16 protein-coding genes are annotated in these 15,283 nt (G+C 63.3%); 10 read left to right on the top strand and 6 right to left on the bottom strand.

Translation table 11 applies throughout. From position 1 onward, the window contains the following. Positions 1-45 precede the first annotated feature (45 nt). The 4 genes from WP12_RS01175 to proC all read left to right on the top strand — a co-directional run bounded on the left by WP12_RS01175 (position 46) and on the right by proC (position 2,311). Entirely contained in the window at positions 46-603 is a 558-nt protein-coding gene (locus tag WP12_RS01175) for a TspO/MBR family protein (protein WP_046191919.1), read from the top strand. 32 nt (positions 604-635) lie between these two features. Continuing rightward, entirely contained in the window at positions 636-893 is a 258-nt protein-coding gene (locus tag WP12_RS01170; protein ID WP_046192005.1) for an accessory factor UbiK family protein, read from the top strand. Between the two features lie 94 nt (positions 894-987). Beyond that, on the top strand, positions 988-1,500 hold the full coding sequence (locus WP12_RS01165) for a YbjN domain-containing protein (protein ID WP_046191918.1): 513 nt from the start codon (positions 988-990) through the stop codon (positions 1,498-1,500). 4 nt (positions 1,501-1,504) lie between these two features. Then, positions 1,505-2,311, top strand: a complete 807-nt coding sequence (gene proC, locus WP12_RS01160; RefSeq protein WP_046191917.1) for a pyrroline-5-carboxylate reductase — start codon at positions 1,505-1,507, stop codon at positions 2,309-2,311. Here proC and WP12_RS01155 read toward each other — a convergent pair. Next, entirely contained in the window at positions 2,308-3,315 is a 1,008-nt protein-coding gene (locus tag WP12_RS01155; RefSeq protein ID WP_046191916.1) for a glycosyltransferase family 2 protein, read from the bottom strand. The genes proC and WP12_RS01155 overlap by 4 nt on opposite strands. A gap of 93 nt (positions 3,316-3,408) precedes the next feature. Further along, positions 3,409-4,707, bottom strand: coding sequence for an adenylosuccinate lyase (gene purB / locus WP12_RS01150; RefSeq protein WP_046191915.1), 1,299 nt, complete (start codon positions 4,705-4,707; stop codon positions 3,409-3,411). A gap of 406 nt (positions 4,708-5,113) precedes the next feature. Here purB and WP12_RS23290 point away from each other — a divergent pair, with 406 nt between their 5' ends. Then, entirely contained in the window at positions 5,114-5,728 is a 615-nt protein-coding gene (locus WP12_RS23290) for a hypothetical protein (protein WP_052730144.1), read from the top strand. Positions 5,729-5,774: 46 nt separating this feature from the next. Here the strand turns inward: WP12_RS23290 and radC are convergent, their stop codons facing one another. The 4 genes from radC to WP12_RS01125 form a co-directional block, all read right to left on the bottom strand. Then, on the bottom strand, positions 5,775-6,467 hold the full coding sequence (gene radC / locus WP12_RS01140; protein ID WP_046191913.1) for a RadC family protein: 693 nt from the start codon (positions 6,465-6,467) through the stop codon (positions 5,775-5,777). A 33-nt stretch (positions 6,468-6,500) separates the two neighbouring features. Next, positions 6,501-7,508, bottom strand: a complete 1,008-nt coding sequence (locus tag WP12_RS01135; protein ID WP_046191912.1) for a KpsF/GutQ family sugar-phosphate isomerase — start codon at positions 7,506-7,508, stop codon at positions 6,501-6,503. A 2-nt stretch (positions 7,509-7,510) separates the two neighbouring features. Next, the gene (locus WP12_RS01130; RefSeq protein ID WP_046191911.1) at positions 7,511-8,167 is read right to left on the bottom strand and encodes a class I SAM-dependent methyltransferase; all 657 of its coding nucleotides are present in this window, start codon (positions 8,165-8,167) and stop codon (positions 7,511-7,513) included. Positions 8,168-8,256: 89 nt separating this feature from the next. Beyond that, positions 8,257-10,053 (bottom strand): hypothetical protein, encoded by a 1,797-nt coding sequence (locus WP12_RS01125; RefSeq protein WP_152663845.1) that lies wholly within the window; start codon positions 10,051-10,053, stop codon positions 8,257-8,259. Between the two features lie 144 nt (positions 10,054-10,197). Between WP12_RS01125 and WP12_RS01120 the strand changes: the two genes are divergently transcribed. The 5 genes from WP12_RS01120 to WP12_RS01100 all read left to right on the top strand — a co-directional run bounded on the left by WP12_RS01120 (position 10,198) and on the right by WP12_RS01100 (position 15,266). After that, complete coding sequence (locus WP12_RS01120; RefSeq protein ID WP_046191909.1) at positions 10,198-13,353, top strand: YdbH domain-containing protein; 3,156 nt, start codon at positions 10,198-10,200, stop codon at positions 13,351-13,353. 73 nt (positions 13,354-13,426) lie between these two features. Beyond that, positions 13,427-13,612, top strand: coding sequence for a YnbE family lipoprotein (locus WP12_RS01115; RefSeq protein ID WP_046192004.1), 186 nt, complete (start codon positions 13,427-13,429; stop codon positions 13,610-13,612). Continuing rightward, positions 13,609-13,980 carry a YdbL family protein gene (locus WP12_RS01110; RefSeq protein WP_046191908.1) on the top strand — a complete coding sequence of 124 codons (372 nt, stop codon included), beginning with the start codon at positions 13,609-13,611 and terminating at the stop codon, positions 13,978-13,980. The genes WP12_RS01115 and WP12_RS01110 overlap by 4 nt, the downstream gene beginning before the upstream one ends. 140 nt (positions 13,981-14,120) lie before the next feature. Continuing rightward, positions 14,121-14,441: an AtpZ/AtpI family protein gene (locus WP12_RS01105; RefSeq protein WP_046191907.1), complete on the top strand. Its 321-nt coding sequence runs from the start codon at positions 14,121-14,123 to the stop codon at positions 14,439-14,441. 39 nt (positions 14,442-14,480) lie between these two features. Further along, complete coding sequence (locus WP12_RS01100; RefSeq protein WP_046191906.1) at positions 14,481-15,266, top strand: F0F1 ATP synthase subunit A; 786 nt, start codon at positions 14,481-14,483, stop codon at positions 15,264-15,266. Positions 15,267-15,283: the final 17 nt, after the last annotated feature.

Here is a 15,283-nt window from a genome sequence, read left to right as displayed (position 1 = left end):
GCGGCACGGCGGGGGTATGACACACCTCTTCGCGAAGGGTTTTTGATGGGCGAAGCTGCATCACCGGGGCAATTGCGAAGCTCCTTCATACGCTGGGCGCTGGTGACGGTGCCCGCGATCCTGTTGCTAGGCATGCTGTCGGCCAAGATCGGTGACTCGGGCTATGGCAATCTCTGGTTCGATCGGCTGGTGAAGCCGCCGATCATGCCCCCTGGCTGGGTATTCCCCTTCGCATGGTCGGTGCTGTACATCATGATCGGCTTCGCGCTGGCGATCATCCTCAACGCGCGCGGAGCAAAGGGGCGAGGGATCGCGATCTTCCTCTTCCTCGTCCAACTGGCGCTCAATCTCGCATGGTCGCCCGTATTCTTCGCGATGCACCGGATCATGCTCGCTTTTGGACTGATCGTCGCCATATTCCTATGGGCCGGGTTGGCCACGCTAATGTTCTGGAAGATAAGGCCATTGGCCGGCTGGCTGATGGTTCCCTATCTGGCCTGGCTGGTTTTCGCCGCAGTGCTCAACTGGCAGGTCCACCAACTCAATCCCAATGGGCTTACCCTTGTCCCGCGGACAGGTAATACCCAGATCATCATTCAATGAGGCCGCCCGACGGCGGCAAAGAGGAAGAAGCCATGCAGTCCGAAAACCGCCTGTTCGATGATTTCGTGAAGATGATGAATGGCGCCGCCGGGACGCTGGCCGGCATGGGACGCGAGGCGGAAGGCGCGTTCAAGGAGCGGGTCAAGGAATGGATCGGCGGGCTCGACCTGGTCAGCCGCGAGGAATTTGAGGCGGTAAAGGCCATGGCCAGCGCCGCGCGGGACGAGGTCGACGCGCTGAAGGCAAAGGTCGATTCGCTAGCTTCCTCGAAAGACAAGGCCGGCAGCTGAAGCGCAGCTATCCACAGTTTTGTGGCAGCACCGGGTTGAACTGGCCGCTGTTCCGGGCCACGGAAAGCCGGTCAGGCCAGGGAGTTAGGCCCTAATGGACGTGGACGACTTCGAATCTTCGCGCGATCTCAGCGCACCGATCGACATGCTCGAGCAATATTTCGCAGCGCGTGGATGGGAATTCCAGCGCGCTGGCGACGAGGAGATCGTCGCCCAATATCAGGGCAGCTGGGCGCAATATGAATTGCGCGCGGTGTGGCGCGACGAGGATCGCGTCCTTCAATTTCTGGCATTGCCCGATATCCGCGTCACTGCTGACAAGAAATCGGCAATGTACGAGACGATAGGACTGATCAACGAGCAACTGTGGCTCGGCCATTTCGAGATGTGGACGAGCTCGTCAATGGTGCTGTTCCGTCATGCCGCGCTGCTTGACGCACTGGGCGAAGAGGCGACGTTGACGCTCGATCAGGCTGAGACGCTGATCGAGACCGCCATCGACGAATGCGAGCGCTTCTATCCCGTGTTTCAGTTTGTTCTATGGAGCGACAAGACGCCGCAGGAAGCCATCGCCGCCGCGATGATCGAGACTCAGGGCGAGGCTTGAAATCATGGCTGAGGGCTCTCTCTGGCTTATTGGCGCTGGCAATATGGGTGGAGCGATGTTGCGAGGCTGGCTCTCCTCTGAGGGCTGGAATCGGCCGATCACCGTCATCGACCCCTTTGCCGAAAGCCTTCCCGACAATGTGACTTTGCTTCGGGATATTCCCGTCGGCGCGGATCAACCCGACATCCTCGTCCTTGCGGTGAAGCCCCAGCAGCTGGACGCCGTACGCAATATTTTCGCGGACAAGCCCGGCGCACCGCGCCTGGTGCTATCGATCCTGGCCGGTGTCGAGACCAGCACGCTGGGTTCCGTCTTTTCCGCCAGATATACGGTGCGTGCGATGCCCAATCTGCCGGTTTCGATTGGTGAAGGGGTAACTGCACTCTACTCCGGCGATGCCGATGACCAGGTTCGAGCCGAGGCCGCCGCTCTGGTGACGCCGCTCGGCATGGTCGAATGGATCGATGAGGAAGGTCTGTTCAATGCCGTGACCGCATTGTCGGGTTGTGGCCCAGGCTTCCTGTTCCGGTTCATCGATGCGATGGCGGAAGCAGGCGAGGCTTTGGGCCTGCCAGGTGATCAGGCGCTGCGGCTGGCAACGGCGACGGTGAAGGGCTCCGGTCTGCTCGCCGCGCAATCGAGCGAGAGTCCGGCGGTGCTGGCCGATCGGGTGGCGAGTCCGGGCGGCAGCACCCGTGAGGGTCTTAATGTCCTCGATGATCGCGACGCGCTCAAGGCGTTGCTGCGGCAAACGCTCGCTGCGTCGGCGAAGCGGAATGCCGAACTCGCTGCAGCAGCGCGGGTCAGCTAGGCGGCGATTCCAGCGGTGCGATACATCAGGCCGTTACGTCCGTAATTACTAACCAAGAAATCCCACCAGAGCCGAGCCGGATCGCGCCGCGGTCGGCCCCGCAGCAAAGCCCACGAGGCGCCGACAGGCGTGCCCAGCAGCCAGAGAAGGTTGGCGAGATGCGTTGCAGCTACGCCATGGCGACGCAGGAAAAATCGCGCGCGCGACTCAAACCAGTAATGTGGTTGACGCAGGGCGGGGTCGAACTCGGTCAGGCCGGTGGACCGACCGCCGAGGTGAACGATCTGGCTCGCGGGAACGTGCCAGGCTTCGAATCCCGCCTCCGTCGCCCGCGCGCAATAATCCGTCTCCTCGAAATAGAGGAAATAGCGTGGATCCAGCAGACCGATCCGTTCGATCACGCTACCTCGGATCAACAGGTGCGAACCCGACAGCCATTCCGCGCGCAATGGTTCGTCGCCAATCGACAGAAGGATGTGATGGCGCGCCAGCAGGCGGCGCAACAGGCCAACATCAAGCGCCGTAAGGAACTCGCCGATCGGCGTGTGGAATCGAAAGGCGCTATGCCGAATGCTGCCGTCCTGGCGTCGGCAGCGTCCACCCGCGAGGCCCGCTTCGGGCTTCCCCTCCAAAAATTCGGTTAGCGCTCCCAGCGCTCCATATTCGGCGATTGTGTCGGGGTTCAGCAGCCACACATAAATTGGCCAGGCTTGGCGTCCTGCCGCATGGACTATGCGCCGATAATGGCCGAGTCCCGCATTATTTCCTCCCGCGAAGCCGAGATTGGCGTCGAGCGCGAGCAGGAAGCATATGTGCTGTGCGTCCAAATCTTCGATTGCGGTAGCGATCGCTTCGGCCGAACCGTCATTCGATCCGTTGTCGACGATCACTATCGATGCGTCACCCCGGTCGCGGAGCTCGGGCAGGATCGCCTCGACCGCCTGAACGGTCAGCGCGGCCGTGCGGTAATTGACGATAAGCACGAGGATAGGCGCGGGGGTCATGCGGCGGAGGGGGCTCCCTGCCCGCCGCGTCTGTCGTGCGCGGCGGATGCCGGACACATGCCCGGCATCACGCCTGGTGGCAATCTCGCCGCTTCAGCCGAATACGCGCGTGAAGATCGTGTCGACATGCTTGAGATGGTAATCGAGATCGAACTTTTCCTCGAGCTCTGCAGCGCTGATTTTTTCCGTTACCTGGACATCGGCCTTCAACAGTTCGAGCAGCGACAGCTCACCATCCGATTCCCAAACCTTCATCGCGTTACGCTGGACGATCCGATAGGCGTCCTCGCGGCTGATCCCAGCCTGAGTCAGTGCGAGCAGGACACGCTGGGAATGAACCAGTCCGCCCATGCGATCCAGATTTTTCTGCATGCGCGCGGGATAGACGAGTAGCTTGTCCATCACGCCCGTGAGGCGGGCGAGAGCGAAATCGAGCGTTACCGTGGCGTCCGGCCCGATCATCCGCTCGACCGAACTGTGGCTGATGTCGCGTTCGTGCCACAGCGCAACATTTTCTAGCGCCGGCGTGACGAAGCCGCGCACCAGCCGCGCGAGACCTGTCAGGTTCTCGGTCAGGATCGGGTTGCGCTTGTGAGGCATCGCCGATGAGCCCTTCTGGCCCGGTGAGAAATATTCCTCGGCTTCGAGCACTTCGGTGCGCTGGAGGTGGCGGATCTCGGTTGCGAGTCGCTCCACCGACGAGGCGATGACACCCAGTGTCGCGAAGAACATTGCATGGCGATCACGCGGGATGACCTGGGTCGAGACGGGCTCGACGGTCAGGCCCATCTTTGCGGCGACATGCTCTTCGACACGCGGGTCAATGTTGGCGAAGGTGCCGACAGCGCCAGAAATTGCGCACGTAGCGACATCCTTGCGCGCCGCGACCAGCCGTTCGCGATTGCGCGCGAACTCCGCATAGGCCTGCGCCAGCTTGAGCCCGAACGTTACCGGTTCGGCATGGATGCCATGGCTGCGGCCGATGGTCGGGGTCATCTTATGTTCGAAGGCGCGGCGCTTGAGTACATCGAGCAGCTTGTCGAGATCGTCGATCAGGATGTCGGATGCGCGGGCAAGCTGAACCGCGAGGCACGTGTCGAGAACGTCCGACGACGTCATTCCCTGATGCATGAACCGCGCCGGCTCGCCGACATGTTCGGCGACGTTGGTGAGGAAGGCGATCACGTCATGCTTCACCTCGGCCTCGATCGCGTCGATCCGCTCGACTTCGAACGCGCCCTTTTCCCAGATCGCCTGCGCAGCCTCCTTCGGCACAACTCCCAGGTCCGCCAGCGCGTCGGTCGCATGCGCCTCGATCTCGAACCAGATGCGGAAGCGCGTTTCGGGTTCCCAGATCTTGACCATTTCGGCCCTGGAATAGCGGGGGATCATTGTCGTTCCTTGTCGTTGCGCGGTCGGTTGCCCGCGCGCCTAGCAGAGGGGGCGGGGGGCGGCAATTGCGGCGGCAAGAAGACGCGTGAATCGACGAGTTGCGGAGCGAAAGGCAGCTCCCGCGTTTGAGATATTACGTGCCCTTAGCCGATTCGCGGTGGCGGATCGAAGGCGAGATTGGCCGGAGTTCCCGTTGATCTGGCTGATTCCCTTGCAGTCCTTCAGATGCTTTAGAGCCAGGCTGGACCACCTGATCGGCAAAAGCACCCGACTCGTCGAAGACAAGAAGGCAATCGACCGTTTCGCCTTCGAATCGGGAAACCTGCCGGGTGATCGCGGGTTTGATCGGTATCGGGACGCATGATCCCGTCGAAATTCCGCTGATCAAAATGTCAGGAGAGACGATATGAACAAGCTGATTCTCATGGGCGGCGCCGCGCTGATCGCCCTGTCGGGCACTGCGATTGCGCAGAGCCCCGCCAACGAACCGGCGCCCGACGCCGCAGCGGCTGCTCCCGCGCCTACAGGCGCCACATCACCGGCCGACGTCGCGCCTGCGGCTCCCGCGGCCGCTAGCGAAGCGGCTCCCGCAGTCGCTCAGAGCACCGCGCCTGCCGCTGAGGCTGCGGCAACGACGCCCCCGGCGACCGCCGATACGACCGCGCCTGGCGCTGCATCTACGCCTGTCGCGCCGGCAACGGCCACGGCTGATGCCGCTACGGCGGCTCCCGCTCCAACGGCGACGGCGAGTGCCGATGCATCGGCAAAGGTCAATGCAGAATGGGCAAAATATGACGAGGGCAATAAGGGTAAGCTGACCCCGCTGGAGTTCGGGAGCTGGGTGCTCGCCAAGAACGGTCAGGATGTGTCTGCGCAGGTCGAAAAGACCAAAACCAGCAAGAAGGCCAACCTGCCTGCGATCAAGGTGCTGAACGCCACTTCGGCCGAGTTCGCCAAGGCCGACAAGGATAAGGATCGGATGATCTCGCCGGATGAACTGGCGATCTATCTCTCGGCCTGATCGGGCCAGCCGCTCAAGATGGAGACGGCCTTCGGGCCGTCTCTTTTCATATCAGCCCCAATGCACGCAGACTGGCCTGACCTTTACTGCCCACCACGACGTGGTCATGGACGCTGATCCCGAGCGGTTTGAGCGCGGCGATCAGTTCGCGCGTCAGGCCAATGTCCTGCCGGCTAGGTTCGGGATCGCCTGAAGGGTGGTTGTGGACGAGAATGAGCGCGGCGGAACCAAGCTCGAGCGCGCGGCGTACGATTTCCCGCACATGGACCGCAGCCTGATCAATCGACCCCTCCGACACCAGCTCGTCGCGGATCAAGGCGTTCTTGGTGTTCAGATGGAGAACTCGTACGCGCTCTACCAGACGATGCGCCATATCGGCGTGGAGATAGTCGGCGAGCGCCTGCCAATTGGTCAGGATCGGTCGGTCGGCCGCCCGGCTGCGCAGCAACCGCAGAGCTGACGCTTCCGCGATCTTGAGCGCCGCAATCACCCCGTCGCTCAATTCTGCCCGTGCCAGCGATTCTGGGTCTGCCGACAGGAGCGGGCCAAGGCCACCGAACTCGGCCAGAAGCTTGCGCGCCATCGGCTTGGTGTCGCGGCGCGGAATGGCGAGCGCCAGCAAATATTCGACGAGTTCATGATCGAGCAGAGCTTCCGGACCGCCCTCGATCAAGCGACGGCGCAGCCGTGCGCGATGGCCGCTGGCGTCGGTTGCGGGATCGGGTGGCGTCGAACTCATCGCTGTGCACGCTAGCCGATTTTTGTGGCGATGCTAGTTCAACCCCAGACGATTGAAGTCGTGGATGTGGACAAGGCCGATCGGCTTTTCAGGATCGTTGTGATCCATGACGAAAAGCGAGGTGATCTTGTTCGCCGACATTATCGCGCGCGCGTCTTCGGCATAGGTGCCATCGACGATCGTCTTGGGATAGAGCGTCATCACCTCACCCGCATTGCTCATCAGCAACCGATCGATATTGCGCCGTAAGTCGCCGTCGGTGATCGTTCCGGCCAGCCGGCCCCCGGCGTCGATCACGCCGGCAATGCCGAGGCTCTTCTCGGTCATCGTCACCAGCACGTCGCGCATCGGCAGGTCTAACGGGACCAGGGGCAGCTGGTCGCCGGCATGCATGATCTCGTTGACCGGCAGCAGGCGCAATCCGATCACGCCGCCCGGATGCAGCAGCTCCAGCGCTTCACGCGATATTCCACGCACGCTCATCGCCGCCACGGCGAGCGCGTCGCCCAGGGCCAGCATCATCGTCGTCGACGTAGTGGGCGAAATATTGACCGGGCAAGCTTCGCGTGCGCTCGGCAGGATCAGGCTGACACTCGCCATCTGGGTGATAGGCGAGTGGCGCTGCGAGGTTATGCCGACGATCGGGCAGCCCAGTCGCCGGGCATGATGCATGATCGGCCGCAGTTCGGGCGTTGCGCCGGAATTGGACAATGCCACGAGCAGGTCGCCGCCGAGAAGCATGCCGAGATCGCCATGCGCCGCTTCGCCCGGATGGATGAAGATCGCGGGCGTGCCGGTTGAGGCGAAAGTCGCCGCCATCTTGCGGGCGATATGGCCCGACTTACCCATGCCGCTGACGACGACGCGGCCGTTGGTCGCGAGAACCAGTTCCACCGCGCGCGCGAAATCCTCATCGAGCATTTCGCTCAGTTGCGCCAGTGCCTGCGCTTCGACGTCGAGGACCGATCGGCCGTGATCGAGGATCGCCTGGAGCGTGATGCCGGTGGTCTGGCGGTCAGTCAAAGACAGATCGTGGTACATGGTCAGGGCTTCATCGCGAACCAAGTCGGATACATCGAGTTCCAGTTGTCCTCGTGACAGTCGATGACGTGAAGTTCGAGGCCGTTGGCCGCGACAAATGCATCGACGGCCTGCACCACGAGAGGCCAGTCCGGCGCGTAGTCGTCGCCAGCGATGATGCCGCCGCGCTTGAGCTTGGGAAGCCAGTCGCGAAACGTCGCGCCGTTGAGTTCGCCATCATGGGCGTAACCATCGACATAGATGAAATCCAGCGACGCATCGTTGAACAGGTCGAGCGCCTCATCGAATCGCATGCGGATTATGGAATTTCGCTCGCGATACGGGCTGAGCCTGGCAATGGCCTCGCGATACTGGTCTACGCCATGCCCGCGGTCGCCTGCCCACATATCGATGCTGAACAGATAGCCGACATGGTTGAATTTCAGGATTCGTTCGGAAAAATCGCCCGCGGCAACGCCCAATTCGATCCCGATAGCGCCTTCGCCGAACAGCGTCGCAACATCCTCGCGTCGGGTAAAGGTCTTTGCCAGCGTGCGGAGGGCCTCGCTCATCTCGGCGCCGTAATAGGTGGTGGGTTCGCCCGCCGCTGCCACGGCCGGGTGATCGGCATCGATAGTTTTGAGTTCACCTATGCCGAGATCAGTGGCCATGAGGTTCATCGGAGTTTCTCCTGCGCGCGCATCCGCGATTTGGGAGAAGGCCTAACGGCTAATGTTGAAGCCTTCGTTAACCATGTTGGCGGAGGGTTTCATGCGGCCCGCAGTTGCGCGTTCTCGCGCTCGAGGTCGCGGGCCCAGGAGGCCATGCCGAAGCGGCGGACATCGACCTGACGCCAGAACAGCCCCGGATCGCGTTCCCACAGATGGAAGTTGGCGAGCGCATTCGCGCATTGCGAGCCCATGTCGATGACCTCGGCAAGTTCGGTCAGGTAGAAGGAGATCGGCCGCTCGGCTGGGCCCATCTGCTCGCGATGCGGGAAGGCTGCCGCTTCCAGCGCAGTGTCGACTCCACGGGTGAAGCATTCGCGGGCGGTTTGTACGTCGCCATTGGCCAGGCACAGGCGCGCTTCGTAAAAGGATGCGGCGATCGCCTTGGTCGCGAGCAGAGGCGAGAAGGCTGACCATTCCCCGGTTGCGGACTCGCGATACCAGTGCATTGCCGCGTCGCGATCCCCCGTCAGTTCGTTTAGCCGGCCCGCCAGGAAAGCCAGCGAGATCCGCCAGCGGCGGACATGAACGGGCGTGTCATCGCACAGCGGGAGGGCGATATAGGCCTCAATCAGGGGCAGGACCGACGGAACCATTGCGGGCAGGCGCATCTCCAGCAGGCGATAGCCCAGCACGGCAATAGCGGCGCCGCGATCGGCGGAATCCTCCCGAGAATCCTCGATCACGCACTCGGCGAGCCGGGCCAGCTTGACCTCGTCGGTCAGCCGCTCGCCCATCTGGACCATCGAACGGTACAGATAGGGATTGTCATAAGCTGCGCCGAAATCGACCAGCGCAGGCCGGTCGCCCATCGCGGTCGGATAGGCGGGATGATCATATTCGCCGCCACGACCCTCGCCGGCCAGCGGATTGGCGGCAGCCACGATGAACAGCCAGTCGGCCGCCACGGGCTGATCCATCGCTACGGCGAACAGCGCGTGCGGTCCGGTCGGATCTGCGCTGATGGCCATCTGCACATAGCGCGTCTCGGGCAGGAAGCGGTCCGATACGCCCTCCAGCATGGTTGCCCAATCGTCGGGGCGACTGCCTTCCACGCCCTGGCGCCAGCCGAGGACGATGCGGCCATCGCATTTCAGGATACGGGCATAATCGTCGAGCCGTGCGACCCAGTCGTCCGGAACCACCGGCTCAAGCGCGACGATCATGTCGATCGAATTATCGGCGATCCCGGCGAGACTGGCGTCGGTGGTTTGGCAGGCGCTCCGTGCGGCCCATTGGCCGGGCTTGGGTTTCGGGCCGACACGGATGATCGAGTCCGCGCGTGACAGCGCCATGATGATCGCTGCGCCATCGGCGGCACCGATGCCATCGACCAGGACGTGATCTGCGGGCCGGATGTGATTGGCAGCCATTGCATAGCGGGCGATGCTCGCATCGGCGTCGATGCTGCCCTTCTGCAACTCGCTGGCGCCGCCATGCGGCGCGCGCTGATAATAGGTGACCGGCGGCAGGGTTTTGCCCGACCAGGCCGGGTACTCGCCCAATGACATGCCGGCCGGATGCCGCTGCCATCCCGCGTCGAACAAATGGCGTTCCAGCGAACGGCGATCCTGGCCTCCCGATTGCAGGATCAGCGAGTCCATCCGCCGATAGGGGCGGATCGCATCGGCGAAGGAGGCCTTGGGATCGGGATTCGCCCAAAGCAGGAAGCCGGCTGTCGGACCGTTGGCGCCCTTGGCGGCGGCCGCTGGCACATCCACGACGTCGCAGCCGATCAGCGCCAGCTCACGCGCGAGCTCTGCATGGGCTTGCCGATCGAGCGCTATCTGGCATGGGCCGAGCCGCTGAACGATGCCCTGGGCGAACTGGATGGTCATTCGAATCTCCGTAGGCCAGCGGAACAGGGTGGCCGTGGCGTCCGTTTCGGTATCGATGCCGGAATAGAGGCAATGCGTTGAGGGTTGGTTAACCATGATTGGCGGCCATTGCGGGAACCGGACGCGGACCTTAAGCCTGAACTGATGGAGGATGCCCCCCGACGTTGGCCCCGGCCTTGGATCGCCGCAGGCGTTGGATCGGTCGTGCTCGCGGGCGGTGCCGTCTGGCTATGGACCGAACGCGCTCCGATCGCGGCATCCTATATCGACGACGCGCTGACGGCGCGTGATGTTCCGGCCAGCTATCGGCTGACCCGGATCGGCTTCCGCACGCAGCGCATCGAAGCGATCCGTATCGGTGATCCGCGCAATCCCGATCTCACCGCCGACTGGGCCGAAATCGAACTGTCGGTGGGCCTCGCCGGCGTCAGCGTGCGCGCGATCGATGCAGGCGGTGTGCGGCTGAGAGGGCGGTGGATCGACGGCAAGGTCTCGCTGGGCGCGATCGACCGGTTGTTGCCCGCAGGCGAAAGCGACCAGCCCTTCACCCTCCCCGATATCGCGCTTACGGCGCGGGCGATGCGGCTCGACCTGATGTTGCCGCAAGGCCTGATCCAGGCCCGGCTCGACGGGAAAGGAGGGCTGAAAGACGGCTTCCAAGGCACGCTTGCGGTCGGTTCGGATCGGCTGGCGGCTGGCGGCTGCACATTGTCGGCTCCGCGTGCATCCCTGGCGCTGGCGATCGATGACGGCCATCCCCTGGTCCGTGGGCCGATCGAGGCCACCGATATGGCCTGTGCGGATGCTCTGCTGAGCGCGCCGCGTTTAGACCTGGCGGCGCGGGGCGATACCGATCTTGCGCGTTGGCGGGGTGATCTTACGATCAAGCGTGGCCGGCTCGTGGCGCGGGATATCCAGGTCGGCGGACTGGGCGGCTCAATCGGCTTCGATGCTTCTGCCGCCAAGGTGGCCGGCAAAGCCAATCTGCTGGTCGAGCAGGCCAATTATGCCGCCGTGCACGCGAATTACGGCGTCCTGCGTGGCAATTATAGCGCGGACCCACGTGCAGGCAGCATCGATTTCGCCGGAGAGGCCAGAGTGTCGGGCGCGAAACTCGATCCCGCACTTGCCGGCCAGCTGGTCCGGCAGATGGCGTCAGCCGAAGGGATGCCGATCGCTCCTATTCTCGCCGCATGGGCGGTCGCGATCCAGCGCGCGACGCGGAGCATCGACGGGGCGGCACGCTTCGCCATGCACCATGATACGCGCGGCGGCGTGGCACGGATCGAGCGATTCGAGGCAAAGGCCGCCCGGGGCGGGCATTTGCTGGTGCGCGGCGAGGGTGCCGAAGGGTTCGGCTGGCGGTGGCCGAAGGCGGGGCCGGTGGTCAATGCCAGCGTCGAACTCGACGGCGGCGATCTGCCCCGCCTGGTGATGAGTGTGCGGCAGGCGGTGCCTGGCGCACCCTTGACCGGATCTGCGACCCTCGCACCCTATCAGGCGGGTGGAGCGCGGCTGCGGCTTGCGCCGATCATCTTCGGCCCGGCCGATCGGGGTGGAACGGCAATCACCACCCGCGCCACGCTGGATGGGCCGCTCGCCGACGGCAATGTCTCGGGTCTCGACATGCCTATATCGATCTGGCTTGGCCATGGCGGGGCCTTTGCGGTCAACCGGCGATGCGCGCCACTTGGTTTCGAACGGCTCGCGATTGCCGGAACCGTAATCGGCCGGTCGAGTCTGCCAGTCTGTCCGGTGGGCGGCGCGCTGGTCGGGCGTGGCATATCCGGACCGCTCTATGGCGGCGGGCGCATCGCCGCGCCGCGCCTGCGCGGACGGGTCGGCGATCAGCCGCTGACGATGGAAGCTCGCTCGGTGGGTTTCCGGGTCGCCCAGCCGGGCTTCACCCTGAATGGTCTGGCGGTCCGGCTTGGCGATCCTGCCGCGCCGACCCGGCTCGACGTGACGTCGGTCGATGGCGCGATCAGCAGCAAGGGCTTCGCCGGGCGGCTCGAAGGCGCAGCGGGCAAAATTGGCGCGGTGCCTCTGTTGATTTCCGAAGGAGTCGGTGGCTGGCGGCTGGCGGGGAGCAGCTTGTCGCTCGACGGTGCGATTCGGGTCGCCGATGCCGAACAGGCCGATCCGCGCTTTCATCCGCTGATGGCCAATGATGTTCGGCTTACCCTGAAAAATGGCCGGATCGAGGCGACCACCACATTGCGGGAACCGCTATCGGCGGTACCCGTGGCGAAGGTCGCCATCCGCCATGATCTGTCGTCTGGAAAGGGAGACGCTGTTCTCGATGTCGACGATCTGCGCTTCGGAAAAGCGCTCCAGCCCGAAGCGATCACCCCGCTCACCCTCGGCATGATCGCCAATGTCGAGGGCGCCGTGGCGGGGCAGGGGCGGATTCGCTGGTCGGAAGGCGCTGTCACCAGCGACGGCACGTTTCGCACCGATGGGCTCAATCTCGCGGCCGCCTTCGGCCCGGTGACAGGGCTCAAGGGCGTGATCCGCTTCACCGATCTGCTCGGCCTCGTCACCGCCCCTGACCAGCGGGTGACGATCGCCGAGATAAACCCAGGCATTTCGGTGACCAATGGCGTGATCCGCTATGCGATCCTGCCCGACCGCAAACTGGCGGTCGCCGATGGGGCATGGCCTTTCGCTGGCGGCGCGCTGACCCTCGAGCCCACGGTGCTCGACATGGGCCAGCCCGTCGCGCGACGCCTGACCTTCCGGATAGATGGCCTCGACGCCGCCACCTTCGTCCAGCAGCTCGATTTCAAGAATCTGGCGGTGACGGGTAAGTTCGACGGCACTTTGCCGATCATCTTCGACGCGCAGGGTGGGCGTATCGAGAACGGCCTGCTGCGGGTGCGGCCGCCGGGCGGGACGCTTTCCTATGTCGGCGATGTAACCAACGCCGAGCTGGGCAGCATGGCGCGTATCGCCTTCGATGCTCTCAAGTCGATGCGCTATCAGCAACTCACCATCGATCTGAACGGTTCGCTCGATGGCGAGATCGTCAGTCGCGTCCGCTTCGACGGCACCAACGACAAGCCGCAGGAAACCGCGAAGAATGGCGGCATCATCGGCCGTATCCTGGCCCCGATCACCCGGCTGCCCTTCCGCTTCAACATCACCATCACCGCGCCCTTCCGCGGTCTCGTCAATTCGGCGCAGACCTTTATCGATCCCTCAATCGTGCTGCGCAACACCCAGGGCACGGCCGCGCAACCCGTTCCGACGGCGCCAGCCATGCCAGCCCCGGTCCAGCCCCCCATTCAGCCAAGGTAAAGCGAGGCAATGCGATGAACATCCCGACATTGACGATGAAGCGTTGCGGTGCGAGCGTCAGACCATGAACAAGATGCTCGCTCCCGTCGGCCGGTCGGTGCCCATCCTGATGCTGCTGTCCGGCTGTATTCAGGTTGCGGCTCCGGACAAGCCGATCGAGATCAACCTCAACGTCAACGTCAAGCAGGAGGTGGTCGTTCGGCTTCAGAAGGACGCCGACGATTTCATCGCCAACAACCCGGAGCTGTTTCCGCAATGATGAAGATGCCCCATATCATGATCGCCGCCGCGGTGCTGGCCGTGGCTTCGCCCGTGCTCGCCGCCGATCCGATCGTCGAGGCGGCGCTTTCCAGCGGGAAGGTCGGCGAGCAATGGGACGGCTATATCGGCTTCGTCTCGGCGCCCTCGGGCGATCTCAAGGCCGCGGTCGATGCGATCAATATCAAGCGCCGGGCCGGCTATACCCAGATTGCCGCTGCTCGCAATGTTACGGTCGACCAGTTTGCGCAGACGACCGCCTGCTCGACGTTGCGCTCGGTCAAGGCCGGTCAGGTCTATAAGCTCAAGGACGGCGGCTGGCGCACGCGCCAGGGCTCGGAATCGATCACGCCTGATTATTGCGGCTGATCGCTGATGTAGTCGTGTCCCGGTCGCGCTGCCGCGCAGCGTGGTTGACTCGGGGTGGGGGCCTTCCTAAAGGGGCCTCGCCTTGGCGGGATCGCTCGTCGGCGTGGCGTCACCTTGCCCATGAATGGAGAGGCGGCGCTATGGCGGTGAATGATCCCGGGCAAGACCCGGAAAGCGGGACGGATCAACGGCTTACGTCGCTCGATGAGCGGCTGGAAGCGATCCGGCAGGCCGAACAGGTCAGAACGGGAACGACGCAGAAAAAGCCTGACAAGGGATATTCCCAGGGCAATCGCGTGCTGACCGAACTGATCGCGGGACTTGCCGGTGGTGGTTTGATGGGCTGGCTTTTCGATAGCTGGCTCGGGACCTCGCCCGGCTTCCTTTTGGGGTTCCTGTTCCTCGGAATAGGCGTCGCCTTCAGGAACATCATACGGATTTCTCAGGAGCGCCCGAAATAGCTTTCGGACGCTTTTGGCATAAGCAGGGGTAAGGCAAGCGTGGCAGCCGAATCGGGCAAGATCGATCCGATGCACCAGTTCCTGATCGAACCTATGTTCGGGAAGGATTGGACGATCGCGGGCCATAATATCGCTTTCACCAACTCGGCCTTGTGGATGGCGCTGACGCTCGGCGTCGTGTTCATCTTCATGCTGGGTGGGATGAAGCGCGAACTGGTCCCCGGCCGCTGGCAGGCCGCGGTGGAAAGCTTCACCGGCTTCATCTCCAACATGATGACGACGAACATCGGGCCCGAGGGCAAGAAGTTCACGCCTTATGTCTTCTCGCTGTTCATGTTCATCCTGATCGCGAACATCATGGGCATGATGCCGGTCGGCATCTTCGGTGTGCACGCGTTCACCGTCACCAGTCATCTGACCGTTACCGGCGTCCTCGCGGTGATCAGCTTCGCGATCGTCCTGGTCGTCGGCTTCTGGCGGCATGGCTTCCACTTCTTCTCGCTGTTCGTGCCGCATGGCACGCCCGGCTACATGATCCCGCTGATCTTCCTGATCGAGCTGTTTTCCTTCCTGATCCGCCCCTTCTCGCTGGGCTTGCGACTGTTCGTCGCGATGACCGCCGGACACATCCTGATGAAGGTGCTGGCCGGCTTCGTGATCAACGGCCTGAACGCCGGCGCGCTGACCGTGGCGATTGTCTCAATCCCCAGCTTCATCCTGATGATCGGCATCACCCTGCTCGAACTGCTGGTGTGCGCGATCCAGGCTTACGTCTTTGCACTGCTGACCTCGCTCTATCTGAATGACGCGGTCAACCTGCACTGAGTTTTTTCGACACGATA

Origin of the sequence: Sphingomonas sp. SRS2 (assembly GCF_000971055.1) — a bacterium.
Lineage (GTDB): Bacteria > Pseudomonadota > Alphaproteobacteria > Sphingomonadales > Sphingomonadaceae > Rhizorhabdus.
Note: the sequence above shows the minus strand (reverse complement) of the source record. Positions and strands in the feature narration are given on the sequence as shown.